Origin of the sequence: Streptomyces sp. NRRL S-1813 (assembly GCF_000719605.1) — a bacterium.
In the GTDB taxonomy this organism is placed as follows: Bacteria; Actinomycetota; Actinomycetes; order Streptomycetales; family Streptomycetaceae; genus Streptomyces; species Streptomyces decoyicus.
The window spans coordinates 507,851-533,627 of the sequence record NZ_JOHB01000001.1; the positions used below are offsets into that span (position 1 = coordinate 507,851).

A 25,777-nucleotide genomic window follows, 5' to 3' on the forward strand; every position below is an offset into this window, starting at 1 on the left:
TCAGTCGGCGAAGACGGCCACCCCGTCCTGCACGGCGTGCTGCGGCTCCCGTTCCTCGGCGTGGAGGGTCAGCGCCCGGCGCCGGAGGGCGACGATGGCGGCGCCGACCACTGCCGCCGCGGCCGCGATCACGAACGGGATATGGATGTCGGTCCACTCCTCGATCTTGGGCGCGAGGAACGGTGCGGCCGCCGCCGCGAACCACCGCACGAAGTTGTAGCCGGCGCTCGCCACCGGACGCGGCGCGTCCGAGACGCCCAGGGCCAGTTCCGTGAAGACGGTGTTGTTCAGGCCGATGAAGGCGCCGGACGCGACCGTGCAGACGACGGCGGTGGTGTGGTCGCCGTAGCCCAGTACGAGCAGGTCGGCGGCGAGCAGCAGCAGCGAGGCGCCCAGCACCTTCAGCGAGCCGAAGCGGTGCTGGAGCCGGGGCGCCACGATCACCGAGAACACCGCGAGCAGCACACCCCAGGCGAAGAACACCCCACCGGACTTGTACGGCGACATGTTCAGCACGAACGGGGTGAAGGCCAGCACCGTGAAGAACGCGTAGTTGTAGAAGAACGCGGAGACGGCGGCGGAGGCCAGGCCGCCGTGGCCGAGGGCCTTGACGGGGTCGAGGAGCGAGGTCTTGCGGGCCGGCTTGGGCTGCTCCTTGAGGAAGGCCGTGATGGCGAGGAAGCCGATGGCCATCAAGGCGGCGGTGCCGAAGAACGGGTAGCGCCACTTCATGTCGCCGAGGACCGCGCCGAGCAGCGGGCCGCAGGCCATCCCGAGCCCCAGCGCGGACTCGTAGAGCAGGATCGCCGCTGCGCTCCCGCCGGCCGCGGCGCCCACGATGACCGCCAGCGAGGTGGAGACGAACAGGGCGTTGCCCAGGCCCCAGCCGGCCCGGAAGCCGACGAGTTCGCCGACCGATCCCGACATGCCGGAGAGCGCGGCGAAGACCACCACCAGTGCCAGTCCGGCCAGCAGCGTCTTCCGGCCGCCGATACGGCTGGAGACGAATCCGGTGACCAGCATCGCGACGGCGGTGATCAGGAAGTAGGAGGTGAAGAGGAGGGAGACCTGGCTGTTGGTGGCGTGCAGGCCCTGGGCGATCGAGGGGAGGATCGGGTCGACGAGGCCGATGCCCATGAAGGCCACGACCGAGGCGCCCGCCGTGGCCCATACGGCCTTCGGCTGGCGCAGGAGGGACGTGCCGCCCTCCTCGAACGGATCGTCCGCGCGGCCGTGGCCGCTGCTCTTCGTGCCGCTCATGCTGCGGTTCCCCTTCCCGTTGCCGGTTGCGTATCCCTGACCCCCGCTGCCCCGTGGGTCCGCCAAGATCGTTGACGTTTACACACAATAAGTTAGGTACGCTAAAGAGTGCAAGTGGCAACTACCTGTCCTGGCGGGGAGGCGCGGGCCGGGAAACCGGTCAAATGCGCGGCGCCGTACGTGATTCGGGGCACACCGGTCGGGTGATCGTCCTTGACGGGGCGCCGGGGCTGGAGGACCGTGGATGCCTATGAGGGGCGAACCCAGTTGCCCGAAGTGCGGAGGCCGGGTACGGGCGCCCGGTCTCTTCTCCGACACCTGGCAGTGCACGCTGCACGGCACCGTGCACCCACTCCAGCCCGTGGTCCCGCCGAGCGTCGAGGCGCTCGGTGTGGTGGTGCACCGCGCCCAGGTGCCCGTATGGATGCCCTGGCCGCTGCCGGTCGGCTGGCTGTTCACGGGCGTGGCCTGCGCCGGCGACGACCGCAGCGGCGGCCGTGCGACCGCGGTGGCCTGTACGGGCCCCGGACCGCTCGGCGGCCCCGGCGAACTGCTGCTGATCGCCGAGGAGCTGGGCGTCGGACTCGGCGCGCGCTATGCCGGTATCGACGGCCCCGACCCCGGTCCCCATATGTGCGTGGACAAACCACCGCACGCCAAGGTGCTCGCGGCCGGCCGGCCGACCCCGTTGTGGCATGTCGACGATGTGCCCCCCGACCGTGCGGTCTTCGCGGGCGAGGCGCGCGGGCTGTGGCTCTGGGCGATCGCCTGGCCCGAGCAGTCGGGGCTGCTGCTGTACGACGAGCTGGTGCTGACGGATCTGCGGGAGGCGGGCGCCGAGGTGGATCTGCTGCCGTGCGGGGCGATCTCGCCGCGGATTCTGGGCTGAGGGCCGCACGCCGGCGCCACGGGCCGCGGCCGCCGGGCGGCGGGGTGGCGCCGCTCACCCTCCGACGGGCGACGGACGCTACCGGCCGCCCGGTATCCTTCTGAGGTCCCCCTACGGTGCACTTCCGCCCGGCGTCCCTGCCGGGCCCCGTCCCGTATCCGTCCCCCACGGTCTGGAGTCCGCGTCGTGCGCATCGATCTGCACACCCACTCCACGGCGTCGGACGGTACGGACACCCCCGCCGAGCTGGTGCGCGGCGCCGCGGCCGCGGGGCTGGACGTCGTCGCGCTCACCGACCACGACACCGTCGGCGGGCATGCCGAGGCGCGTGCCGCGCTGCCCGCGGGGCTGACGCTGGTCACCGGCGCCGAACTCTCCTGCCGGATCGACGGGGTGAGCCTGCACATGCTCGCCTACCTCTTCGACCCCGAGGAGCCGGAACTCGCCCGGGAGCGGGAGCTGGTGCGGGACGACCGGGTGCCGCGGGCCCAGGGCATGGTCGCCAAGCTGCGCGAGCTCGGTGTGCCGATCACCTGGGAGCAGGTCGCCCGGATCGCCGGGGACGGCGCCGTGGGACGGCCGCACATCGCCACCGCCCTCGTCGACCTGGGCCTGATCGGCACCGTCTCGGACGCCTTCACCTCCGAGTGGCTCGCCAACGACGGCCGGGCGTACGTACAGAAGCACGAGCTCGACCCGTTCGACGCGATCCGGCTGGTCAAGGCCGCGGGCGGGGTCACCGTCTTCGCGCATCCGCTGGCCGTCAAGCGCGGCTCCTGTGTACCGGAGAGCGCGATCGCCGAACTGGCCGCGGCAGGCCTCGACGGCATCGAGGTCGACCACATGGACCACGACGCGCCCACCCGTGCGCGGCTGCGCGGCCTGGCCGCCGACCTCGGCCTGCTGGCCACCGGTTCCAGCGACTACCACGGCAGCCGCAAGACCTGCCGCCTCGGCGAATACACCACCGACCCGGAGATCTACGGCGAGATCGTGCGCCGCGCGACCGGCGCCTTCCCCGTTCCCGGCACGGGCGGCTGACCCCACCACGGCCGCCGGCCGCGCCGCGCGCCCCCACCCCGGGGGCCTCGACACCTGCCCGGTGCCGTCCGCACCGTGCGCAGAGCGTCTGCGCCCGCCGCCGCCCGACAGCTTCCCCCGCTTTCCGCTCCTTTACGGGACCGCGCCCGTGCGCCGCCCGTGAGTGCTCGTCCCGTACCACCTCTCGCAAGGCCTTCACCGTGTTCGACATCGCTGTCTTCAGTACGCTCTTCGTCACCCTCTTCGTGATCATGGATCCACCGGGTATCACCCCGATCTTCCTGGCCCTGACCTCCGGCCGGCCGGCCAAGGTGCAGCGCCGGATGGCCTGGCAGGCGGCCACCGTCGCCTTCTGCGTCATCGCCGTCTTCGGCCTCTTCGGCCGGCAGATCCTGGGTCGGCTGCACATCTCGACGCCCGCGCTGATGATCGCGGGCGGACTGCTGCTCCTGCTGGTCGCGCTGGACCTGCTGACCGGGAAGTCGGAGGAGCCGACCCAGACCAAGGACGTCAATGTGGCGCTGGTGCCGCTGGGCATGCCGCTGCTGGCCGGGCCCGGCGCGATCGTGTCGGTGATCCTCGCGGTGCAGCATGCGCACGGGGTGGCCGCGCACATCTCCGTCTGGACGGCGATCGCGGCGATCCACGTGGTGCTCTATCTGGTGATGCGGTTCTCGCTGGTGATCATCCGCGTGATCAAGGACGGCGGGGTGGTCCTGGTGACGCGGCTGGCGGGCATGATGCTCTCCGCCCTCGCCGTGCAGCAGATCATCAACGGCGTGCTCCAGGTGATCCAGGGAGCCTGACCCCCGCACGGGCCCCGAGAGGCGGCCGCGGACACCGCAGCGCCCCCGTACGACGTGTTCGTACGGGGGCGCTCATGCGGTGCTGCCGTGCCGGGCTCGGCCGGCGGTGCGCTCGCGTTCGTCGGGCGGCGGGTGAGGCGTCAGCGGGCGGCGGTTTCGGCCGGGCGGATGTAGATGCGCTGGCCTATGGCGGCGGCCTGCTGCACGATCCGGTTGACGGAGGCGGCGTCCACGACGGTGCTGTCCACGGCGGTGCCGTCGACATCGTCCAGGCGCATGATCTCGAAGCGCATACGGCTTCTCCCTTCGTCTGATCCTCCTGCGGAGAACTCTTGGGTAGACGAGCGGCCAGGCGTCGCTGCCGGGCGCTCTGTACAGGTACAACGACCTGCCCAGTGCAATCATTCCCTACGCTAAAGAAAAATTTCGACGGTCTAAATACGACGAGCGTGCGCAGTTGTGCCCGCGGAGTGACCGCCCGGACAATGGGACCCGTATGAACGACGTCCGGCCCACGGGCCCCACCGACCTCACCGCGCTCGCCGCCGGGATCGAGCGCACCAACGAGCTGCTCACCCGGGTGCTCGCCGAGGTCGCCACCACCCCGTCCACCCATGCGGCCTTCGTGGACGCGGGCTATGTCTACGCCGCGGCGGGACGGCTGGTCGCCGGCACGGAGGACCGCAGGGCCTTCGACCTCGACGCCGAAGGGATCATCGAGGCCTTCATCGACAAGGCCCGGATGATCTTCCCGGACAGCCGCCTGCTGCGCGTCTACTGGTACGACGGCGCCCGCCGCCGGATCCACACCCAGGAGCAGCAGCGGATCGCCGAGCTGCCCGATGTGAAGGTCAGGCTCGGCAACCTCAACGCCAACAACCAGCAAAAGGGCGTCGACTCCCTGATCCGCTCGGATCTGGAGTCGCTGGCCCGGCACCGCGCGATCAGCGATGCGGTGCTCATCGGCGGGGACGAGGACCTGGTCTCCGCGGTGGAGGCGGCGCAGGGCTACGGCGCCCGGGTGCACCTGTGGGGCATCGAGGCCTCGGGCGGCCGCAATCAGGCCGAGCCGCTGCTGTGGGAGGTCGACAGTGCGCGCACCTTCGACCTGGAGTTCTGCAAGCCGTACGTCACCCGGCGGGTCGGCGTCGAATACAGCGAGCAGACGGCGGGCGAGGGGCCTGCGCCCAGCCGTGAAGAGGTCCGCTTCGTCGGCGCACAGGTCGCCGCGCAGTGGCTGTCGGAACGCGGCCGCGAGTGGGTGGCCGGGCTGCTGCCGGGCCACCCGTATCTGCCCGGCGCCGTCGACCAGGAACTGCTGACCGCCGCGGAGGCGCTGCTGCGGCACTCCCTGCGCAGCCATGCCGATCTGCGGCGCGTCCTGCGCGACGGCTTCTGGGACCACGTCCAGGGGCAGTACTAGGGGCCCCTTAGGGACCAGGGCCCCTAAGGGCCCTCACACGGACCGCGACCGGGGCGCCGCTCAAAGATCGCGGCCAGGGCGCCTTCTCCAGGAACGCGACGGCTCATGGCGGCCCCGGCCCCGCCCCGTGGCCGGAGCGTCGCGCAGAGCCCGGCTCAGGCCCTCGCCAGCAGCTCGCCGAGGCGGTCGAAGAAGCCCGCCCAGCCCGCCTCCGCCTGGCGGTACTGCTCGGAGGTGAGGTTGCCGCCGAGCTGGCGGAAGGCCATCTCCGTTCGGTCCCCGAGATCGGTCAGGGTGACCCGGACGATCTCACCCTCGGTGCCGCTCGGCGCGGACGCGTCCTTGAGGGTGAACTCCAGCCGCTCCGGCACGGCGACCTCGCGGTAGACACCGGAGAACGGCAGCTCGCCGCCGTCCGGGGTGCGCATGACCAGACTCCACACCCCGCCCGGCCGGGCGTCCATCGCCATCCGGCCGACCGGCACCTCCAGCTCCCCGCCGAACCAGTACGCGAAGTGCTCGGGCGTCGTCCAGGCCTCGAAGACCAGCTCGCGGCGGGCGTCGAAGGTCCGGGTGAGCGCGATGCCGTGCGGGCCGTCCTCGGCGCCGGCCGGGGGAGTCGCCGGATTCTCGGTCATGGTCGAGCCCTTCGTCCGTAGCCGGTGTCGGCCGGGCGCCGGTGAGGGCCCGCCTTCTTCGATGCTCGCCGAACCGCCCGGCGCTGTCCTGGCGACACCGCCCGCTCGGCCCACACGGCAGACGGCCGGTCCCCACGACCGGACGGCGCTCAGCCCACACCGCTCCAGAACCCGGTGAGCGCCTCGGCCGTCTTCTCCGGCCGTTCGGCGTTGGGGGAGTGCTCGGCGCCCTCGATGACGGTGCGCCGGGCGGACAGCCGCTCGGCCATCGCATCCATCGACGGCACCGGCCAGGCATAGTCGACGGCTCCGGAGACGACATGCGTGGCAAGCCCGGTACGGGCCAGCTCGGCCACCCGGTCGGGCTCCTCCAGCATCTGACGGCCGGTCGCGATCAGCTGCTCGGGGACGGTGTTCAGCCAACGACGGTGCAAGAACGCGCCGATCTCCGGCGGCGTCGTCGCCTCCGCCGCCTCCGGAGGATCCAGTTCGCGCATCGCCTGCCAGACACTCTCCATGTCGAGCCTGCCGAGCGCTTCGATCAGCATCCGCACCCGGGCCTGCTGGGACGGATCGATCGCGGCGGGCCCGGAGCTGAGCACGGTGAGGGAACGGAACGGGGACGCGTCGAGCAGCACCGCGGCCCGGGTGACCAGCCCGCCCAGTGAGTGCCCCAGCAGATGCACCGGCCCGCCGTCCGGCTCCCGCAGGGCCTGCGCCTGAGCCAGCACATCGAGCGCCAACTCCCTTTGTGCATATGCCCGTTCATCGTGGGGGCCGGGGGACTCGTACTGCCCGCGCCCGTCCACCGCGACCGCCCGGAACCCGGCCGCGGCGAGCGGTGCGAGCAGAGCGACGAAGTCCTCCTTGCTGCCGGTGAATCCGGGCACCAGCAGGGCGGTCCCGATCGGCGCGGCATCGGGCCGGGCGTCCTGTACGGCGAAGGTGCCGCGCTCGGTGTCGAGTCGGTACGCACGCGCGCACGGGGGCAGTGTGAGGGAGGGCGGCCTGCTCATGAGGTGAGGCTATCCGGGCCGGTCGGTAAAACCGGGGCGGGACGCCGACGACCCGGCGCCCGCGGGGTGCGGGGCCGGGTCGTCGGGCCGGGGATCCCGGCGTCAGCCGGGGGAGAGGCTCAGCTCTCGGGCGTCGCCTCGGCGGCGGGAGCCTTGGCGCGGGTGCGGCGGCGCACCGGCTTGGCCTCGGCGGTGTCCGTCGCCTCCGCGGCCTTGGCGGCGGCGCTCTTGCGGGTCCGCTTCGGCTTGGCAGGGGCGTCCTCGGCGGCGGGTGCGTCCGCCGTGGACTTCGCGGCGGCCGCCGTCTTCCGCGTCCGCTTGGGCTTGGCCGGTGCCTCCACAGCGCCCTCGGCAGTGTCGACGGCGCTCTCGGCGGCGGGCTTGGCGGCGGCGGACTTGCGGGTCCGCTTCGGCTTGGCCGGCGCCTCCACGGCGGCCTCGGCCGTGTCCACCACGGCCTCGGCGGCCTTGGCGGCAGCGCTCTTGCGGGTCCGCTTCGGCTTGGCGGGAGCCTCCACCGCGGCGTCCGTCACGGTCTCCGTCACGGAGGCCGGTGCCGTTGCCGCGGCGGCCTTGGCGGCGCTGCGGGTCCGGCGGCGCGGGGTGGCCGGCGCCTCGGCGGGCTCGGTCACGGCCTCGGCGGCGACCGCCGCGCCCTGCGCCGCGAGCGCGCTCGCGGCGACCTCGACGGTCTGGAAGGTCCCGGTGTCCTCGGGACGGGTGATCCGGGGACGGCGGCGGCGCGGCTTCGCGGGCTCGGCCGGAGCCTCGGTGGCCACGACGGCAGCAGCGGGCGCCTCGGCGGCCGGGGCCGCCACGACCGCTGCGCCCGTGGTCTGGCTGCCGCGGGTACGGCGGCGCCGGCGCGGCTGACGCGGTCCGGCGGCCTCCGCATCCTCGGTGCCCTCGGCGGCGGCCGGCGATCCGGTCTTCGGGGCCTCGGCGGCGGGGCCGTCCGTCGGCGTGCCGCCACGGGTCCGGCGGCGCTGGCGCGGCGTACGGGTGCGCGGGGGGCGCTCCTCCTCGACGACGGCGGCGGCCTTACGGGGGCCGCGGCCGCGGCCGCCGGTCTCGCCGAGGTCCTCGACCTCTTCGGCGGCCAGCCCGGCCCGGGTGCGCTCGGTGCGCGGCAGCACACCCTTGATGCCCGCGGGGATGTTCAGCTGCTCGTACAGATGCGGCGAGGTGGAGTAGGTCTCCTCCGGCTCGTCGAACGCCAGGTCCAGCGCCTTGTTGATCAGCTTCCAGCGCGGGATGTCGTCCCAGTCGACGAGGGTGACCGCGGTGCCCTTGGCGCCCGCCCGGCCCGTACGGCCGATGCGGTGCAGGTAGGTCTTCTCGTCCTCGGGGGACTGGTAGTTGATGACGTGCGTCACACCCTCGACGTCGATGCCGCGGGCGGCGACGTCGGTGCAGACCAGGACGTCGACCTTGCCGTTGCGGAAGGCGCGCAGCGCCTGCTCGCGGGCACCCTGGCCGAGGTCGCCGTGCACGGCGCCGGAGGCGAAGCCGCGGCGCGCGAGCTGGTCGGCGATATCGGCGGCGGTCCGCTTCGTACGGCAGAACACCATCGCCAGGCCCCGGCCCTCGGCCTGGAGGATGCGGGAGACCAGCTCCGGCTTGTCCATGGAGTGGGCGCGGAAGATGTGCTGGGTGGTGTTGGCGACGGTCTGGCCCACGTCGTCCGGCGCGGTGGCGCGGATGTGCGTGGGCTGCGACATGTAGCGGCGGGCCAGGGAGATGACCTGGCCGGGCATGGTTGCGGAGAACAGCATCGTCTGGCGCTTGGCCGGCAGCAGCTGGATGATCTTCTCGACGTCGGGCAGGAAGCCCAGGTCGAGCATCTCGTCGGCCTCGTCCAGCACCAGGCTCTTGACCTGGGAGAGGTTCAGCTTGCGCTGGCCCGCGAGGTCGAGCAGCCGGCCGGGCGTACCGACGACGACGTCGATGCCCTTCTTCAGCGCCTCGACCTGCGGCTCGTAGGCACGGCCGCCGTAGATCGCCAGCACCCGGACATTGCGCACCTTGCCGGCGGTGAGCAGGTCGTTGGTGACCTGCTGGCACAGCTCGCGGGTCGGGACGACCACCAGGGCCTGCGGCGCGTCGGTCAGCTGCTCGGGCCGCGCGCGGCCCGCCTCGACATCGGCGGGGACCGTGGTGCGCTCAAGGAGCGGCAGGCCGAAGCCCAGGGTCTTACCCGTGCCGGTCTTGGCCTGGCCGATGACGTCGTTGCCGGCGAGGGCGACGGGGAGCGTCAGCTCCTGGATGGGAAAGGGGGAGATGATGCCGACGGCTTCCAGCGACTCGGCCGTCTCGGGAAAAATCCCGAGGTCTCGAAATGTAGACAGAATCTTGCCTCTTCTGTGAGACGCGGCGTGAGGCGGCGAAGGGGGTCGTACCGCACCGTCGTACGGGTTCGTACGGGCCGGCCTGTGTGCGGCCGGTGGGGCGGGACCACTGCCAACGCTCAGGCACTCCTGCCGCGAGCGGTGTCCCTCTTGCTGTGCGTATGTCTGCTACGCGCCGCAATAGAGGGCGGTCGGTTTGGAGCCGATCGGGCCACCGACCGGGCATCCGCTTCGTGGAACGACCCACCGATACTCGGCAGGTCCAAATACCACTGTACCCCGGATACGGCGCGTCCATCCGAAGGCTTGTATGAGTGAGGAATACATCACGGCCCGCCGCAACGCCGGGGGCCGGGTCCCGCCGCCGTTCGTACGGGTGAACGGGAGTGGCTGACCAGGGCCTTCCCCGAGCGGCCGAGCGGGCTATTGTGCCCGTCATGGGAACGCCTGACAACGCCGCGGCTGACGCGCAAAAACACACCGGGATCGCCGCCCAGAACTGGGCGCAGGCATCCGCCGACCCGCAGTACCGGGCCGCCGTGATCGATCTGCTCGGCGCGCTCGCATACGGCGAGCTGTCCGCCTTCGAGCGCCTGGCGGAGGACGCCAAGCTGGCGCCGACGATGGACGACAAGGCCGAGCTGGCCAAGATGGCCTCGGCCGAGTTCCACCACTTCGAGCGGCTGCGGGAGCGGCTCGCGCAGATCGAGGCGGAGCCGAACGAGGCGATGGAGCCGTTCGCCGCCGCCCTGGACGAGTTCCACCGCCAGACCGCACCGTCGGACTGGCTGGAGGGCCTGGTCAAGGCCTATGTCGGCGACTCGATCGCCAGTGACTTCTACCGCGAGGTCGCGGCCCGGCTGGACTCCGACAGCCGTGGTCTGGTGCTGGCCGTGCTCGACGACACCGGGCATGCCTCATTCGCCGTGGAGAAGGTGCGCGCGGCCATCGAGGCCGAGCCCCGCGTCGGCGGGCGGCTGGCGCTGTGGGCCCGCCGTCTGATGGGCGAGGCGCTCTCGCAGGCGCAGCGGGTCGTCGCGGACCGCGACGCGCTCTCCACGATGCTGGTGGGCGGCGTGGCCGACGGCTTCGACCTGGCCGAGGTGGGCCGGATGTTCTCGCGGATCACCGAGGCGCACACCAAGCGGATGGCGGCGCTGGGGCTCGCGGCCTGACGTCCCTGTGGGCGCACCGGGCGGTTCAGGCCGTCCGGTGCCCCTTCAATGGCGTGGCCGGCTGCCGAAGACGCCGGCGCGGCGGGCGCGCCAGAACCGACAGCAGAGCCGCCCCCACGGCGATCGCGGCCACCGTCACCTGGACGGGATGGCCGGGGCCGAGGATCGAGCGGGTGAGCAGTGCGCCGAGCAGTGCCGCGACCGGGCCGGTCGCCAGTGTGAGAGGGCGGGCCGGGAAACGGTCGGGCAGCCATCGGGTCGCGGACAGGGCGATGGCGAAGCCGATGAGCACGGCGCCGAGCGCTTCCAAGATCATGCTGTTCCCTCCCGCGTGCGATGCCGATCAGCTGAACAAATCGGTCGTAGGCGGTCGTACCCAAGGGGCACCGGCAGCAACCCTCCCGGCGCGGGTGGCCTGCCCGATCAGCCCAGGCGGACCGACTCGAACGGCCTGATCTGCGGAAATGCGGCGGCCCGGGGTCCGGCTCCGAGGGCGGAAAAATGCGCGGCCGACGCGCGGAACGGGCGGAAAAGGGCGGCGGCCCGGAGTGAAACCCTCCGGGCCGCCGCCCTTTGTCACCTGCGGGCGCCGCATCCGGCGCCCCCCGCTCAGAGCGCGCCGAACCCGACCTTGCGGGTGGTCGGCTCGCCGAGCTCCACATAGGCCAGCCGGTCCGCCGGGACCAGGACCTTGCGACCGTGGTCGTCCACCAGGCTCAGCAGCTGTGACTTGCCGGCCAGCGCGTCGGACACCGCGCTCTCCACCTCTTCGGCAGACTGCCCGCTCTCCAGAACGATCTCGCGGGGCGCGTGCTGCACGCCGATCTTGACCTCCACGGCTTTTGTCCCTCCGACGGTCTGGGGTCCCCCGGCGTCAGCTGGGGGAGGGTGCGCGGCCATCCGCGCCGTACGCAGCACACATTAGCCCGGTACGGGGACGCGCAGGACGCCATGGGCAACGCCCGCAGCGAACACGGTCACTGTGTGTCGCTGCCGTGCAGCGGGAAGCCCGCGATGCCCTTCCAGGTGAGGGAGGTCAGCAGCTGTACCGCGGTGTCCCGCGGGACCTTGCTCTCCGAGGACAGCCAGTAGCGCGCCACCACCTGGGAGACACCGCCCAGGCCCACGGCGAGCAGCATCGACTCGTCCCGCGACAGCCCGGTGTCCTCGGCGATCACCGCGCTTATGGCCTCGGCGCACTCCAGCGACACCTTGTCCACCCGCTCGCGGACCGCCGGCTCGTTGGTGAGGTCCGACTCGAACACCAGCCGGAAGGCGCCGCCCGGGTCCTCCACGTACGCGAAGTAGGCGTCCATCGTCGCGGCGACCCGCTGCTTGTTGTCGGTCGTCGACGCGAGCGCCGCACGCACCGAGTGCAACAGGGCCTCGCAGTGCTGGTCGAGCAGGGCGAGGTAGAGGTCCAGCTTGCCCGGGAAGTGCTGGTAGAGCACGGGCTTGCTGACGCCCGCCCGCTCGGCGATGTCGTCCATCGCGGCCGCGTGGTAGCCCTGTGCGACAAAAACTTCCTGGGCAGCGCCCAGAAGCTGGTTGCGCCGGGCTCGGCGTGGCAGGCGTGTGCCCCGCGGGCGCGCCGCCTCGGTCTGCTCGATGGCGCTCACGCTGCCTCCCAGAAGTGGTTCCGTACGCGGCCCGCACAAGATGGTGCACCGCGGTCGCCATCGTACTTTTGGGTAACCCGGCTGTGCGCGGTCCGGGCCGAGAATTTCTGCCCGGCCCCTTCACCAGAAGCTGACATAACGTCCCAGGTCATCGGTATTCGTCTTCGTTGAGCTCCACGACGCGGGCCTGTTCGGCGCGATCCGCCTCGTTCGCCTCGTCCGGGTCGGTACCGGTCAGCGGCTCGTCGCTCCGGGGTGCGAGGTCGGCGTACTGCTCGGCGGCGTCCGCCTCGGGCGCTTCGATGTCGAACTCGGCGGCGTCGCTCTGCTCCTCGAAGGTCTCCGGGTCTGTCGGGTCGACGCGCATGGTGGCTCCCTTTCCCGCGTGCTCGTTCGTCGGCTGGTGCCTGGCATGAAAGCAGGGGCCGGGGCGGCTGCCCTCGCCTACGAGCGTAGGAGAGTGGCCGCGGCAGCGCGATGCGGTGTGTGACGGCGGACACACGAACGGGGGTGTGATCGTCTCGTAACATCGTGCCCATGTCTTCGACCGAGTCGCCGGACACCGCGACCGCCGCTCTCCCGGTACCGCCGGCCGGTCCCGGCCGGGCCGGCGGGGCGGAGACGGTACGCACCGTGAGCCTGCCGGGCCTGACGCTGACCGTACGGGCGTCGGCCGGGCAGCCCGCGCGAGGGGGCGACGCACCGGACGGCGCCGTGGGCGACGGCGCCGGACGCGACCGCGTGCCCGCGCTCTATGTCCACGGTCTCGGCGGCTCCTCGCAGAACTGGTCGGACCTGATGCCGCTGCTCGCCGACCGGGTGGACGGCGAGGCGATCGACCTGCCCGGCTTCGGGCAGTCCCCGCCGCCCGACGACGGCAACTACTCCGTCTCCGCGCAGGCCCGCGCGGTCATCCGGTACCTCGACGCGGCCGGCCGCGGCCCCGTCCACCTCATCGGCAACTCCATGGGCGGTGCCGCGTCGACCCGGGTGGCGGCCGTGCGCCCCGATCTCGTCCGCACCCTGACGCTGATCTCCCCGGCACTGCCCGAACTGCGGCCGCAGCGGACGGCGGTGCCCACGGCGCTGCTCGCCGTCCCCGGTATCGCCGGGCTCTTCGGCCGGCTCACCCACGACTGGACGCCCGAGCGCCGCACCCGTGAGGTGCTGGCGCTCTGTTACGGCGACCCCGGCCGGGTCAGCCCCGAAGGGTTCAACGCCGCGGCCGACGAATATGCGCGACGGCTCGAACTCCCTTATTTCTGGGAGGTGATGGAGCGCTCGGCGCGCGGACTGGTGAACGCCTACACGCTCGGCGGACAGCACAATTTGTGGCGTCAGGCAGAGAGAGTGCTCGCTCCCACCCTTCTCGTCTACGGTGGGCGCGACCGCCTGGTCTCCTTCCGGATGGCGCGGCGGGCGGCCGCGGCATTCCGCGGTTCGCGACTGCTGACGCTGCCGGAGGCGGGGCATGTGGCGATGATGGAGTACCCGGAGACAGTGGCGCGGGCCGTCCGCGAGCTGCTCGACAGTGAAGTGACCGATGTGACCGCTGATGCGGGCAGGAGCTGACACGCCCCGTGGGACGCCATAGCCGCCGAGGCCGGCCCGAGACCGCTGCGGAAACTCCGGAGACGGCCGGTCCGCCCGGCAACAGCCCCTCGGGGGGCGGTGCACCCGGGCAGCAGCCGGGCCGGGGCCGCCGCAGGCGCGAGCCGTTCGACGGCGATGCGGTGCGCGGCGGGCATCCCGAACAGCATGAGCCGGGTGGCGGCTGGGGCGCGTTCCCCGGTGCACCGGCGTCCTCGGTGCAGCCCGGCCGGGGCGCGCCGAAGATCCCTCGGCCGCGCGCGGAGATGTTCGGCGCACCACCGCTCGCCGCACCGGGCAGCGGGCCCGGGCCGCGACGCGACTATATGGACGCCTTCGACGCCGGGCCGTTCCCCGGCCGCACCGGCGGGCCGGGCGGCGCGGACGACCCGGACGACGATGTGTTCCGGGCCGGAGCGCCCCGGACGGCGGGCCCCGCGGCCGGTCCGTACGGGCCCGGCAAGGACGGGCTGCCCCCCGGCGGCCGGTTCACCGGGCGGTCGGTGGTCTTCGACCGGAACGAGGACGACGGTGCGGACCCACGGGCCGCATTCGGCGCGGACGGGGCCGGTCCGGGCGATCCGGCGGACCAGGACGGCGACGGGGTCGACGGGGAAGACGCAGCGGAGGAGTCGCGGCACGGCAGCAGGAAGGGCGGCAAGGGCCGGACGTTCACCGGCGCCGCGGCCGCGGCCGTGACCACCGTGCTCGCCGTGGTCATCGCGGGCCAGGTCGCCGAACAGCGCACGGACGGCGGCGAACCGCAGACGCGCAGCGGCAACGACCGTACCGACGGGGTCGGCGACGACGCCTCCAGGTCACACGCCAGGCCCACCCAGGACGCCAAGCCCGCCGGTTACGACGAGCAGATGACGCAGGTCTTCCCGCTCGATGCCCATCTGACGGCCAGCGGCCGGTTCAAGCCGGTCAGCAGCGAGGCCAAGGCGCCCGGACGCGGCAAGGTGCTGAGCTACCGCGTCGACATCGAGGAGGGGCTGCCGCTGGACGGCGAGCTGTTCGCCGAGGCGGTGCACAAGACCCTCAACGATGAGCGGAGTTGGGCACACGGCGGGCGGATGGCCTTCCAGCGGGTGGCATCCGGCGACGCCGATTTCGTGATCACGCTGGCCAGCCCGGGGACCACCGACACGTGGTGCGCCAAGTCCGGCCTCGACACCAGCGAGGACAACGTCTCCTGTGACTCGGCGGCGACCGACCGGGTCATGATCAACGCATACCGCTGGGCACAGGGCGCTCAGACCTACGGCCACGACAAGATGTACGCCTACCGGCAGATGCTGATCAATCATGAGGTCGGCCACCGCCTCGGCCACAACCACGAGAGCTGCTCCCGGAAGGGGGCGCTCGCCCCGGTGATGATGCAGCAGACGAAGTTCCTGACGACCGACGGGGTGACCTGCCGGCCCAACTCCTGGCCGTTCCCCACCCAGCGCTGAGCGGACGCCGCTCGCGCTGACCGGACCGCTCGCCCGGCACGGCGCGCGCCCGGCCTGCCCTCACCCCGGCTGCGGCCCGCGGCGACCCGTAGGCCCTCCGCGGCAGTCCCGCGCCCAGGGGCTGCCGGCCGCCGTCCCCGCGCTCGAACCGCAGGTCGCGGTGCGGCGCCGGGCACTACGCGCCGTGTCCCGGCCATCACATAGCGCGTCGAAACGCCCTCAGGGGTGGAAAGTTACGTGCTTTCACCCCTTCCGGTGGCGCGATGGACAACCGTCCATCGCGCCACCGGCCCTTTGCATAGCTTCTTCCCGCAGGTGGCGGCCGTGCCGCCGGCCCGCCGGGGACGCCGACAGGGAGGACGGGGGTGCACTCATGCGTATTGGACTGCTCACCGAAGGTGGCTATCCGTATGTGTCCGGTGAGCCGCACGCGTGGTGCGACCGGCTCGTGCGCGGGCTCACCGGCCATGACTTCGAGGTCTACGCCCTGAGCACCGGCCCCGGCCAGGAAGCGTGCGGCCGGACCGAACTGCCGCAGCACGTACGGCTGGTGCGCAGCGCGCCACTGTGGGGGGAGTTCTCCGCCGGGCGCGGCGGGCGGGCCGAGGAGCGCAAGGGCCGCGGCCCCGGACGGCGCGAACGGCGCCGTTTCGCCGAGTGCTTCGGCGATCTCGTGACCGCCTTCGCCACTGTGCCTCCAGGAGACGAGCCGGCCAGGGGCGCGCCCCACGGGGGCGAGCCGGCCGGGGACCCGCCGGCCGTACCCGACGGTGCCGGCGGCTCCGCCGCGACCGGCAAGGCGGACCGTTTCGCCGGCGGTCTCTACGGGCTCGCCGAACTCGCCAGGGAACGTGGCCGACTGCCCGCCCTGCTGCACTCCGAGGACGCCGTACGCACCCTGGAAGCCGCCTGCCACGGCCCCCACGCACTGCCCGCCGCCCAGGGCGCACAGGTCAACGATCTGCTGGCGGTCACCGCCCGGCTCGCCCTCGCGCTGCGGCCGCTGTCCCTGGACTGGTACGGCGACCGGCACGGCCCCGGGCTCGGCGGTGTGGATCTGTGCCATGCCACCTCAGGTGGCGCGGCCGCCCTTCCGGGGCTGCTGGCCAAACGCTTCTTCGGCACCCCGCTCCTGGTCACCGAGTACGGCGTACGGCTGCGCGAGCACTATCTCGCGCGCGCCGCCCCGCCGTTGAGTGCGCCGGTGCGCGCGCTGCTCGCGGCCTTTCAGGGCGCGCTGGCCGCCGAGACCTATGCGCAGGCCGCGCTGATCACTCCCGGCAACACCCGCGCCCGCCGCTGGCAGGAGCGCTGCGGCGCCGACCGCGCCCGGCTGCGCACGGTCTACCCGGGCATGGACGCCGCCCCCCTCGCCGCCGTCGCGGACGCCGCGGCGGACGACTCCAAGACGCTGGTGTGGGTCGGCAGCGTCGAGCCCTCGAAGGACCTCTTCGCGCTGCTGCACGCCTTCGCCGAGATCCGCAAGGCCGAACCGGAGGCCACCCTGCGGATCATCGGCGGCGTCGGCCGCGACCCCCAGGCGTCCGGATATCTCGCGCACTGCCGGGCGCTGGCCGCCCAGCTCTTCCCCGACGAGGCGGCCGACGCCCGCACCGTCGGCGAGAGCCCGGTCAGCTTCGAGGAGATCGGCAGCCCCGAGGTGCCGGCCCTGGAGGACGCCTATGCCTCCGCTGCGGTGGTGGTGCTCTCCAGCGTCATCGAGGGCTTTCCGCGCTCCCTGGTGGAGGCGATGTTCTGCGGCCGCGCCACGGTCTCGACCGATGCCGGCGCGGTCTGTGAAGTCATCGGGGGCACCGGCCTGGTCGTCCCGCCGCGCAACCCCCGGGCCCTCGCCGAGGCCTGCACCGCGCTGCTCGGCGACCCGGACCGCAGGGCCCGGCTGGGCGCGGCGGCCCGGGCGCGGGCGCTGGAGCTGTTCACCGTCGAGCAGAACGTCGCGGCATTTCGTGGCATCTACCTGGAGCTGATCTCCCACACCCCGTCCCGCCCGGTCGCCTTCCGCGGGCGGGACGCACAGGGCGTACCGCAGCCCTTCGCCCGCCCCGCCGAGTCCCATGTCCCCGGCCGCTGGGCCGTGACCGGCGCCGCCACCCGGACCGCCGTACCCGCCGCTCGCACGCCGAGCTGGGCGGTCCCCGAGGAGGAGCGGGCCACCGCCCTGCCGGTGCAGGCCGGCGGGTGCGCGGAGTCCGGAGGAGCGCCCGGAATCCGAGGGGCGGCCGGAATCCGAGGGGCGGGACAGCTGAGGAAACAGGGAGGGTCCGGCGATCAGACCGGCGTGACCGGAGCAAGGGAGAGAGAGCGGTGGTGACGGCTGTGCTGGACGTGATGTGTGCGATGGGTCTGGTGGGCGTGGCACTGGTGACGGGCATGGCGGATGTGGCGCAGCCCGGCCGCCGGGACGGTCGTCGGCGCGGCGGCCGTCCGGGCAGCCCGGCGTACGCCCTCCCCGGTGACCGCGGGCGCCCGGCCCGGTGGCGCCTGCCGCACTCCCGCCCCGGCCGGGGCGGCTGTGCGGCGGCCCGGGGGAGAGGGGACGTGCTGTGACCACACCCGACGGCGGAGCCACCCGCGCCGCACCGGCCATGGAGGAAGGGGGCGCCGCCCGGACCGCGCCGCCGCGCAAGGAGGCCTCCCGCCCCGCCCGCCGCGGCCCCGCCGACCCCGTGCGGTCCCTGATGCACCACCACCAGGAGCTGTGTGCCCGCGCCGTCGACGCGCTGGAGATCGCCGCCGGCCTGGAGGCGCACGGCGTCACCGACCGTACGGCCGCCCGCTTCCGGCACCGTGACGTCTTCTCGCTCGCCGAGGAGCTCTACGCCCGGGTGCCGCGCGCCGACCCGGCCAGCACCCCGGCGGCCGCGCCCGAGCCGGCGGCCGCGCCCGCCGCCGCCCGGGGCTCCCGGAGCGTGCGCGGGGTGCTGCACCTGCTGCCCGGCGCCGTCTGCGTCGCGGCGGTGGCCGCCCTCGCCTCGGTCGGCGCGGCCCCTGCCGACGTACGTACCGCCGTCGGCGCCGCGGGCGGCGTGCTGGTCGTCCTCGCCGTCCGGCTGGGCGTCCGGTCCGGACCGCTGCGACGACGCCACCGGGGCGCCGGACCGCGGACCGCCGGCCTGTGGGTCTGCTGGACGGCCGGGTACGCGGTGTACGGCGACTGGCTGCTCCGGCAACTGCTGGCCGGCGGCCCAGATCTCCCGTACGCCGCGCCCCGGGCCGCCGTCGCGACCGCCGTGGCACTGGCCTTCTCCCTCGCCCCCGCGGCCGGCTGCGCCCACTGGTTCGCGGTGCGCGGGCGGCGTGGCCTGGCCGCCAGCCGGGGCCTGGGAGAACTCGCCGCCCGGGTCCGGCCGTTACTGCTTGCCACCACCCTGCTCTTCCTGGGCGCGCTGGTGGCGCTGCTCCTCGGCGCGGACGCCGTCTTCGGTGACGACGGCACGATGGCGGTGGTCGCGGCCGCCGCACTGGGCGTGCTGCTCTTCCTCGCCCGGCTGCTGGCCGTGCACGGTTTCCCCGAGGCGGCCGCCACGGGCCTGGCCTCGGCCGCCGCCCTGGAGGCCTTCGCCCTGTCCCTGGTGCTGATCGCCCGGCTCCCCGGTCTGCCGCCGCTCGGCCTCCCGGTCGAGGCGCTGGCCACCGCCGGCGGGCCGGCCGCCGTACCCGCCGTGGCCTGCACGGCCGCCGCACTCGGCCTCCTCGTCCACGGCCTGCGGGCGCTCACCGGCGCCTGCGCCCACGGGCCGGCTCCCTCCGGCCCGGCGGAGGCGCACCGGCCGTGACCCTCCGGACGACCCCCGGCCCCCGACTCCCGGTCCCCCCACACGGGCACCCCCACCACGCACCACCCCCGAAGCGGCCCCCCGAAACAGCCGCTTCGGCCTCTTCCCCGCGGACCTCACCCCCCACGTGGGCCCCGCCCCCTGGGCGGACGCCGACGCCGCGGCCGAAGCCGACCTGCTTCCCTCGATCCGCCTTAGGAGCACGACACATGAACGTCCAGCCGACCACACGCCACGCGGACCGGGGGGTCGCACGATGAGGGTGCTGCTCATCGGCGCCAACGGCTACCTGGGCCGTTATGTCGCCGACCGCCTGCTCGCCGACCCCGCCGTCCAGCTCACCGCCCTCGGGCGGGGGGACGACGCCGACGTCCGCTTCGACCTGGCCACCGGCAGTCCCGGGGCGCTCACCCGCTTCTTCGACGCGGTCCACCCCGGGGTCGTCGTCAACTGCGCGGGCGCCACCCGTGGCGGTGCCCGCGAGCTGACCCGGCACAACACCGTCGCGGTCGCCACCATCTGCGAGTCGCTGCGGCGCAGCAGCTGCGGTGCCCGGCTCGTCCACCTGGGCTGCGCCTCCGAATACGGGCCCTCCCAGCCCGGCTCGTCCACCGCCGAGGACGCGGTCCCGCGCCCCGGCGGCCCGTACGGCGTCAGCAAACTCGCCGCCACCGAGCTGGTGCTGGGCTCCGGGCTCGACGCCGTCGTGCTGCGGATCTTCTCGCCGGTCGGCCCCGGCACCCCGGCGGGATCACCGCTCGGCCGGCTCGCCGAGGCGATGCGCCGCGCCATGCAGTCCGGCGACAACGAGCTCAAGCTCGGCGGGCTCGGCGTGCAACGGGACTTCGTCGATGTCCGCGATGTCGCACGCGCGGTGCACGCCGCTTCGCTGTCCGCCGCCCAGGGCGTCGTCAACATCGGGACCGGCCGCGCCGTACGGCTGCGGGAGGCGGCGTCCGTGCTGGCCCGGGTCGCCGGCTTCGGCGGCGCGCTCCACGAACTCGACTCCCCGCCGGCCCGGCTGGTCATCCCCGGCCCGTCCCCCGAGCACCCGGTCGGCTCCCCGCCCGCCACCTCCCCGTATCCGGACGGCTGCGGCACCTGGCAGCAGGCGGATGTCCGTACCGCCCGCGACCGGCTCGGCTGGCGCCCCCGGATCGGACTGGAGGAGTCCCTGGCCGACATCTGGATGGAGGCCGCATGCCGTATCTGACCGGCCCCACCGGCACCGCCCGCACCCGGCATCGTGAGACGTGCGTCCGCATGCTGGGACGCGGGGTGCGTGCCCCTTCGGCCGGTCGCAGGCGGCCGCGGGGGTGTCTCCCTGCTTCTTGAGGGCCGGCGGGAGGATCGGAGCGGGCGCCGGGTACGTCACCGGCCGTCGTCCCGCCCCGGTGCCGGGCGCTGTCGGCGGCGCCCGGGAGCCGCTGCCCGGCTGCTGGGACGAAATCGTCTCGCGCATCGGAACAGGTGTCTCGGAATGAAGAAGGGCGTGGCAGTGTTACGGGCAGAGCAAGCTCCCCCGGTCTCGGCTCCGCTAGGGCGGGGGGAACCCCATCAAGACCGACCAACGGAGTCCCCGTGTCGCTGCCACCCCTGGTCGAGCCCGCTTCCGAGCTCACCGTCGATGAGGTCCGCAGGTACTCCCGCCACCTGATCATCCCCGATGTCGGGATGGACGGGCAGAAGCGGCTGAAGAACGCCAAGGTGCTGTGTGTCGGCGCCGGTGGCCTGGGCTCGCCCGCGCTGATGTATCTGGCCGCGGCCGGCGTCGGCACGCTCGGTATCGTGGAGTTCGACGAGGTCGACGAGTCGAACTTGCAGCGCCAGATCATCCACAGCCAGGCGGACATCGGCCGCTCCAAGGCCGCGTCCGCCAAGGACACGGTGCTGGGCATCAACCCGTACGTCACCGTGAACCTCCACGAAGAGCGCCTGGACTCCACGAACGTCATGGAGCTCTTCGCGCAGTACGACCTGATCGTCGACGGCACGGACAACTTCGCCACCCGTTACCTGGTCAACGACGCCTGTGTGCTGCTGAACAAGCCGTACGTCTGGGGTTCGATCTACCGCTTCGACGGCCAGGCGTCGGTGTTCTGGAGCGAGCACGGTCCCTGCTACCGCTGCCTGTACCCCGAGCCCCCGCCGCCGGGCATGGTGCCCTCCTGCGCCGAGGGCGGCGTCCTCGGTGTGCTGTGCGCCTCCATCGGCTCCATCCAGGTCAACGAGGCCATCAAGCTGCTCGCCGGCATCGGCGACCCGCTGGTCGGCCGGCTGATGATCTACGACGCCCTGGAGATGACGTACCGGCAGGTCAAGGTCCGCAAGGACCCGGACTGCGCCATCTGCGGTGAGAACCCCACCGTCACCGAGCTGATCGACTACGAGGCCTTCTGCGGCGTCGTGTCCGAGGAGGCCCAGGAGGCGGCGGCTGGCTCGACGATCACTCCCAAGCAGCTCAAGGAGTGGATCGACGGCGACGAGAAGATCGAGATCATCGACGTCCGCGAGCCGAACGAGTTCGAGATCGTCTCGATCCCCGGCGCCAAGCTGATCCCGAAGAACGAGTTCCTGATGGGCACCGCCCTCCAGGACCTCCCGCAGGACCGGAAGATCGTCCTGCACTGCAAGACGGGCGTCCGCTCCGCCGAGGTCCTGGCCGTCCTCAAGTCCGCGGGCTTCGCCGACGCGGTGCATGTCGGCGGCGGCGTCATCGGCTGGGTCCACACCGTCGAGCCGGAGAAGCCGGTCTACTAGGCCTCCTGGCCTCCAGGCCTTCGCCGGGTCTCGTACGAGAGGTCCCGGCAGCACAGCGCAAAGGCGCCGGTCCGTTCACCACGGACCGGCGCCTTTGCGCTGTGCGCGGCGCGTACGGGCGGGTGCTTCCCGGCCGGTACGGCGTCGGCCTCCGCTCAGATCTCGCCCTTGCGCGTCAGATAGGTGAAGGCCAGCCAGCCCGGCAGCACCGGCAGCCAGAAGACCATCAGCCGGAACAGCAGCACCGCCGGGAACGCCGTGTCGGCGGCGAGCCCGGCGAACGTCAGCGCACCGATCAGCGCGCCCTCGACGGCGCCCACACCGCCCGGAGTCGGCGCGGCCGACCCCAGTGCGTTACCGGCGAGGAAGGCGACCGCGATACTCGCGTAGCTGATCGTGTCGCCGCCGCCGAACGCCCGGATCGAGGCGTCCAGACACATCACGTTCGCCGCCGTCAGCAGCAGCATCCCGCCGATGCCGGTGACCAGCTTCCCGGGCCGCTGGAGGATGTCCAGCATCCGCGGGACCACTCCCGCGAACAGCGAGCGCACCCGGGTCGAGACGAACTTCCGCATTGCCGGGACCGCGGTGACGATCAGGACCAGTACGGCCACGGTCAGCAGCCCGGCGATGACCGTGCGGGACGGCGAGATCGTCGGTGTCTGCTCGGTGCCGGTCAGATAGCCGAAGGTCAGCAGCAGCAGAACGTGGCTGCCCAGGCCGAACAGCTGGGACGCCCCGACACTCGCCACCGCAAGGCCCGGACGGACCCCGGCGCGCTGGAGGAAGCGGGTGTTGAGCGCCACACCGCCGATCGCCGCGGGCGCCACCAGCTTCACGAAGTTGCCCGCGATCTGCGCGATGACCGTTTTGACGAACGAGACCTTCTCCGTGACGAACCCCAGCAGGCTCATTGCCGCCGCGATATACGTCAGCGCCGAGAAGAACATCGCCACCAGCACCCACACCCACTCGGCCCGGCTGATCACATCGCCGAGGTTGAAGTTGGTGAGCTGCGACAGCAGCAGATACACCGCGAAGGCACCGGCGATCCAGCTGATGAGGATGCGCGGGCTGAGCCGCTCCAGACGGGCCGGTTCGATCACCGCCGTCGGACGGATCAGCAGCACCTGCCGGCGGATCTGGGCGAGCAGATCCTCCTCGCGGGCCTCCTCGGTCGCCTCGTCGAGGGCCCGCTTCTCGGCGTTCTTCTCCGCATGCCGCTCGGCCCGGATCGTCTTGCGGTCCTTCGGGCCCGCCTCCTCGCGTGCCTCCCGCGCCTCCTTGGCGGCCTGGGAGGCCTCCAGCACCGCCTCGCGCTCCCGCTTGGAGCGCTCACGGGCCAGCTGGCGCAGCGTCGCGCGGGTGGTGCGGCTCAGCGCGATCGGCTGGAGCAGCGGCAGGCTGTCGGCGACCGCGTCCGGGCCGAGCACCTCGACGGCCGCGGCCACCGCGCGCTCGGCGCCGACCCGCAGACCGCAGGTGGTCAGCAGCTGGGCGATGTCCATCCGCAGCACGAGGTCACCGGCAGCGATCTCGCCGCCGCGCAGCTCGGTCAGGACGATCGTGCCGGAACGATCCATCAGCAGCGCGTCCCCGACCAGCCGCCGGTGCGCGATCCGCCGGGACTGGAGCGCCTCGACCTGCCGCCAGGCGCTGTGCATCAGCGCGTCGGTGATCTCCTCGTCGGCCAGCGAGTCGAAGGTGCGGCCGCCGATGTGCTCGTAGACCAGCATCACCGCGTCCGGGCCGAGCTCGGAGGTGGCGATCAGCTTCGGGGCATGGGCGCCGGCCGCGATCGCCGCATACGCCAGCAGCGCCTCCTGCTCCAGCGCCTGGCGCAGCGACTGGAGACTGCGGCGCTGGTTGATGCCGCGCAGCGAGAGCCGGCGCCACACGCGGTAGAAGAAGCCGTGGGCCTGCTGCTCGCGGTCGACGACGGTGACATCGATCGGCGGGCCGTCCTCCAGGGTGACGAGGTAGCGGCGGCCGCGGTCGGGGTGCTCGGACGGGTCCGTGGTGGTCGCGTCCTCCGCACGCAGTGCGGAGACCGGGTGGAAGCCGACCCGGCGCAGCCCCGCGAGGAGGTTCTGGCCGGTGGGGCGGACGTTGGGGGAGCCGACCGCGTAGAGGGTGCCGTAGGCGACGGTCCAGCCGATCAGCACGGTCGTGACGATCGCGAACGGCGTGGTGTACCGCCCGACCAGCACCGCGAACGCGTCCAGCAGCAGCACGCACCACATCGCGACCCGCCAGCGTGGCCGCCGGGACATCCCCACGGCCGTCATATAGGCGATCACGGGCGCCAGATAGCTGTGCACCGGAGCGGAGAGGGAACCGTTGTCGAGGGGCTGGGTCAGCGCGGCCCGGATGGACGCGGGCGCGGCGTCGGCCACCCACAGGTCGGCGGCCAGCGACACCCCGTGGGCGAGGACCGCGGCCAGCACACCGTCCGCGATCCGCAGCCCGTCCCGCTTGATCAGCCGCTCGACGGCGAACGCCACCGGCACGATCAGCACCGCGACGCTGGAGGTGAGCCCCGCCAGGTTGATCAGCAACGGGGGCGCGGCCTTCGCGCCGGTGCCGATGTCCCGCGCCAGGCCCTGGGTGGTGCCGTGGGCGAAGGTGGCGAGCCCGAGGACGAGGGCGATCCCGGCGATGCCGAGCAGCAGCCGCAGCAGGTCGGCGGGCCGGTGCACCCGGGCGGGCAGCAGCGGCTCGTCGCCGGAGACCCGGTCGACATGGAACTCGCCGTACTCGTCGGAGCCCAGGTCGGAACGGTGCGAGCCCGTGTGGGGCCTGCCCGGGGCCGCGCCGGACGCCGGCTCCTCGCCCTGGTCGCGCGCGGCCGGTCCGTCCTGTGCCTCTTCGGGCTGCTTGCTGTTCCTCTCCTCCTCGTGCCGCTCGGGTGGCTCGGGCTCCTTGGGCTCTTCCGGCCTCTCGGACGCCCCGGGTCGTTCGGCCTTCTCGATCGTGCTCGCCTTTTCGGTAGCGGAAGCCGTATCCGGCCTCCGTTGGTGCTTCCCCTGTCGCGCCGCCTGCTGCCGCATCGGCCGCTCGGTCGGCGCGGCCGGTTCGGGCGCGGTGCCGGCGGCGCCGACGGCCAGCGCCTCAGGGGCGCCCGCCTCCCGTGGAGGCGCCGCACCCTGCTGCTCGGCCGTCTCTTCTTGATCTCGTATCACCAGTCACCGTCCGGAAGATGGTGGCACGGCCGACCGGTGGAGGGGGGCATCAGGGTGCATTTCGGGGGGCGCGGGAAGTGGATCATCCTCCCCGCGCCGGGCCTGGCGGCGCCTTGCCGCCGACCTCCTGGGGGCGCGGGACCGTGTGTCCGATCCCATTGTCGGTGCCGTGCGGCAGGATGGACCGAATGAGTGGGACCGGAGATATGGCCGAGGGCGAACTCCCCGCATACGCAGAACGGGTCCTGGCCGTTGCGGAGCTGATCCCGGCGGGCCGGGTGATGACGTACGGCGATGTCGTGGAGTGGCTCGAAGACGAGGGGCAGCCCGAAGGGGTTCCGGCAAAGGACGGTGGCGGGCGAGGGGTGGGCGGACCGCGCCAGGTCGGGCGGGTGATGGCGCTCTACGGCGGCGCGGTGCCCTGGTGGCGGGTGGTGCGCGCGGACGGGCGGCTGCTGCCCGGCCAGGAACTGCGCGCGCTGGCCCATTACCGGGAGGAGGGCACACCCCTGCGCACCGCCGAGCGGACGGCCGAGGACCACATACCGCGGCTCGACATGCGGCGGGCCCGCTGGGACGGGCGCCCGGACGACGGCGCGGCTCCGTAGGAGGCGTCCCCCTGGCGCCGACGGCATCGAGCGACGTAGCGCCCACGGCATCGCGCGACGGGCTGTGGGACGCGCTGCGGCTCGGGTGCCACCTGGCGTAGCGTCGGGCACTGCCGTCACGACGACGGCCACGCCGCGCGCCACGCAGCCGGACGACCTGTCCGGCCG

General features: G+C 73.1%; 23 protein-coding genes. 13 read left to right on the forward strand and 10 right to left on the reverse strand.

Features of this window, described 5'->3' with window-relative positions:
* Window positions 1–1,260: an MFS transporter gene (locus tag IF67_RS0102375; RefSeq protein WP_030981580.1), complete on the reverse strand. Its 1,260-nt coding sequence runs from the start codon at window positions 1,258–1,260 to the stop codon at window positions 1–3.
* A 250-nt stretch (window positions 1,261–1,510) separates the two neighbouring features.
* On the opposite strand from IF67_RS0102375, the gene IF67_RS0102380 reads away from it, so the two are divergent.
* The 3 genes from IF67_RS0102380 to IF67_RS0102390 all read left to right on the forward strand — a co-directional run bounded on the left by IF67_RS0102380 (window position 1,511) and on the right by IF67_RS0102390 (window position 3,996).
* Complete coding sequence (locus IF67_RS0102380) at window positions 1,511–2,149, forward strand: DUF6758 family protein (RefSeq protein WP_030981583.1); 639 nt, start codon at window positions 1,511–1,513, stop codon at window positions 2,147–2,149.
* A 186-nt stretch (window positions 2,150–2,335) separates the two neighbouring features.
* Window positions 2,336–3,190: a PHP domain-containing protein gene (locus IF67_RS0102385; RefSeq protein WP_030981584.1), complete on the forward strand. Its 855-nt coding sequence runs from the start codon at window positions 2,336–2,338 to the stop codon at window positions 3,188–3,190.
* Between the two features lie 200 nt (window positions 3,191–3,390).
* Complete coding sequence (locus IF67_RS0102390) at window positions 3,391–3,996, forward strand: MarC family protein (RefSeq protein ID WP_030981586.1); 606 nt, start codon at window positions 3,391–3,393, stop codon at window positions 3,994–3,996.
* 140 nt (window positions 3,997–4,136) lie between these two features.
* Here IF67_RS0102390 and IF67_RS44105 read toward each other — a convergent pair whose 3' ends face one another.
* The gene (locus IF67_RS44105; protein ID WP_199812669.1) at window positions 4,137–4,289 is read right to left on the reverse strand and encodes a hypothetical protein; all 153 of its coding nucleotides are present in this window, start codon (window positions 4,287–4,289) and stop codon (window positions 4,137–4,139) included.
* 203 nt (window positions 4,290–4,492) lie between these two features.
* On the opposite strand from IF67_RS44105, the gene IF67_RS0102400 reads away from it, so the two are divergent.
* Window positions 4,493–5,419, forward strand: coding sequence for an NYN domain-containing protein (locus tag IF67_RS0102400; protein WP_030981588.1), 927 nt, complete (start codon window positions 4,493–4,495; stop codon window positions 5,417–5,419).
* A gap of 155 nt (window positions 5,420–5,574) precedes the next feature.
* Here the strand turns inward: IF67_RS0102400 and IF67_RS0102405 are convergent, their stop codons facing one another.
* From IF67_RS0102405 to IF67_RS0102415, 3 genes are all read right to left on the reverse strand, one after another.
* A complete protein-coding gene (locus IF67_RS0102405) occupies window positions 5,575–6,057 on the reverse strand; it encodes an SRPBCC family protein (RefSeq protein WP_051817485.1) in 483 nt (160 codons plus the stop codon).
* Between the two features lie 149 nt (window positions 6,058–6,206).
* Window positions 6,207–7,073, reverse strand: coding sequence for an alpha/beta fold hydrolase (locus tag IF67_RS0102410; RefSeq protein WP_030981592.1), 867 nt, complete (start codon window positions 7,071–7,073; stop codon window positions 6,207–6,209).
* A 119-nt stretch (window positions 7,074–7,192) separates the two neighbouring features.
* The gene (locus IF67_RS0102415) at window positions 7,193–9,544 is read right to left on the reverse strand and encodes a DEAD/DEAH box helicase (RefSeq protein ID WP_107050150.1); all 2,352 of its coding nucleotides are present in this window, start codon (window positions 9,542–9,544) and stop codon (window positions 7,193–7,195) included.
* Between the two features lie 314 nt (window positions 9,545–9,858).
* Here IF67_RS0102415 and IF67_RS0102420 point away from each other — a divergent pair, with 314 nt between their 5' ends.
* A complete protein-coding gene (locus IF67_RS0102420; RefSeq protein ID WP_030088969.1) occupies window positions 9,859–10,596 on the forward strand; it encodes a ferritin-like fold-containing protein in 738 nt (245 codons plus the stop codon).
* 25 nt (window positions 10,597–10,621) lie between these two features.
* Here IF67_RS0102420 and IF67_RS0102425 read toward each other — a convergent pair whose 3' ends face one another.
* The 4 genes from IF67_RS0102425 to IF67_RS0102440 form a co-directional block, all read right to left on the reverse strand.
* Window positions 10,622–10,912 (reverse strand): hypothetical protein, encoded by a 291-nt coding sequence (locus tag IF67_RS0102425; RefSeq protein WP_030981596.1) that lies wholly within the window; start codon window positions 10,910–10,912, stop codon window positions 10,622–10,624.
* A gap of 293 nt (window positions 10,913–11,205) precedes the next feature.
* Window positions 11,206–11,433 (reverse strand): DUF3107 domain-containing protein, encoded by a 228-nt coding sequence (locus IF67_RS0102430; protein ID WP_030981599.1) that lies wholly within the window; start codon window positions 11,431–11,433, stop codon window positions 11,206–11,208.
* Window positions 11,434–11,573: 140 nt separating this feature from the next.
* Window positions 11,574–12,215 (reverse strand): TetR/AcrR family transcriptional regulator, encoded by a 642-nt coding sequence (locus tag IF67_RS0102435; RefSeq protein ID WP_030981600.1) that lies wholly within the window; start codon window positions 12,213–12,215, stop codon window positions 11,574–11,576.
* A gap of 148 nt (window positions 12,216–12,363) precedes the next feature.
* The gene (locus IF67_RS0102440; protein ID WP_030981602.1) at window positions 12,364–12,582 is read right to left on the reverse strand and encodes a hypothetical protein; all 219 of its coding nucleotides are present in this window, start codon (window positions 12,580–12,582) and stop codon (window positions 12,364–12,366) included.
* Window positions 12,583–12,752: 170 nt separating this feature from the next.
* Here IF67_RS0102440 and IF67_RS0102445 point away from each other — a divergent pair, with 170 nt between their 5' ends.
* The 7 genes from IF67_RS0102445 to moeZ all read left to right on the forward strand — a co-directional run bounded on the left by IF67_RS0102445 (window position 12,753) and on the right by moeZ (window position 21,819).
* Window positions 12,753–13,787, forward strand: a complete 1,035-nt coding sequence (locus tag IF67_RS0102445) for an alpha/beta hydrolase (protein WP_030981603.1) — start codon at window positions 12,753–12,755, stop codon at window positions 13,785–13,787.
* A 161-nt stretch (window positions 13,788–13,948) separates the two neighbouring features.
* Entirely contained in the window at window positions 13,949–15,262 is a 1,314-nt protein-coding gene (locus tag IF67_RS0102450) for a DUF3152 domain-containing protein (protein WP_030981605.1), read from the forward strand.
* A gap of 373 nt (window positions 15,263–15,635) precedes the next feature.
* On the forward strand, window positions 15,636–17,594 hold the full coding sequence (locus IF67_RS0102455) for a DUF3492 domain-containing protein (RefSeq protein ID WP_030981607.1): 1,959 nt from the start codon (window positions 15,636–15,638) through the stop codon (window positions 17,592–17,594).
* Complete coding sequence (locus IF67_RS44110) at window positions 17,588–17,830, forward strand: hypothetical protein (RefSeq protein ID WP_030981609.1); 243 nt, start codon at window positions 17,588–17,590, stop codon at window positions 17,828–17,830. The genes IF67_RS0102455 and IF67_RS44110 overlap by 7 nt, the downstream gene beginning before the upstream one ends.
* Window positions 17,827–19,059 carry a hypothetical protein gene (locus tag IF67_RS38715; RefSeq protein ID WP_078889229.1) on the forward strand — a complete coding sequence of 411 codons (1,233 nt, stop codon included), beginning with the start codon at window positions 17,827–17,829 and terminating at the stop codon, window positions 19,057–19,059. The genes IF67_RS44110 and IF67_RS38715 overlap by 4 nt, the downstream gene beginning before the upstream one ends.
* A gap of 256 nt (window positions 19,060–19,315) precedes the next feature.
* Window positions 19,316–20,272 carry an NAD-dependent epimerase/dehydratase family protein gene (locus tag IF67_RS0102475; protein WP_030981611.1) on the forward strand — a complete coding sequence of 319 codons (957 nt, stop codon included), beginning with the start codon at window positions 19,316–19,318 and terminating at the stop codon, window positions 20,270–20,272.
* Window positions 20,273–20,640: 368 nt separating this feature from the next.
* Entirely contained in the window at window positions 20,641–21,819 is a 1,179-nt protein-coding gene (gene moeZ, locus IF67_RS0102480) for an adenylyltransferase/sulfurtransferase MoeZ (RefSeq protein ID WP_030981612.1), read from the forward strand.
* A gap of 155 nt (window positions 21,820–21,974) precedes the next feature.
* Here moeZ and IF67_RS0102485 read toward each other — a convergent pair whose 3' ends face one another.
* Window positions 21,975–25,001, reverse strand: coding sequence for a lysylphosphatidylglycerol synthase domain-containing protein (locus tag IF67_RS0102485; protein ID WP_030981614.1), 3,027 nt, complete (start codon window positions 24,999–25,001; stop codon window positions 21,975–21,977).
* A gap of 188 nt (window positions 25,002–25,189) precedes the next feature.
* Here IF67_RS0102485 and IF67_RS0102490 point away from each other — a divergent pair, with 188 nt between their 5' ends.
* Window positions 25,190–25,609 (forward strand): MGMT family protein, encoded by a 420-nt coding sequence (locus IF67_RS0102490; protein ID WP_030981616.1) that lies wholly within the window; start codon window positions 25,190–25,192, stop codon window positions 25,607–25,609.
* Window positions 25,610–25,777 lie beyond the last annotated feature (168 nt).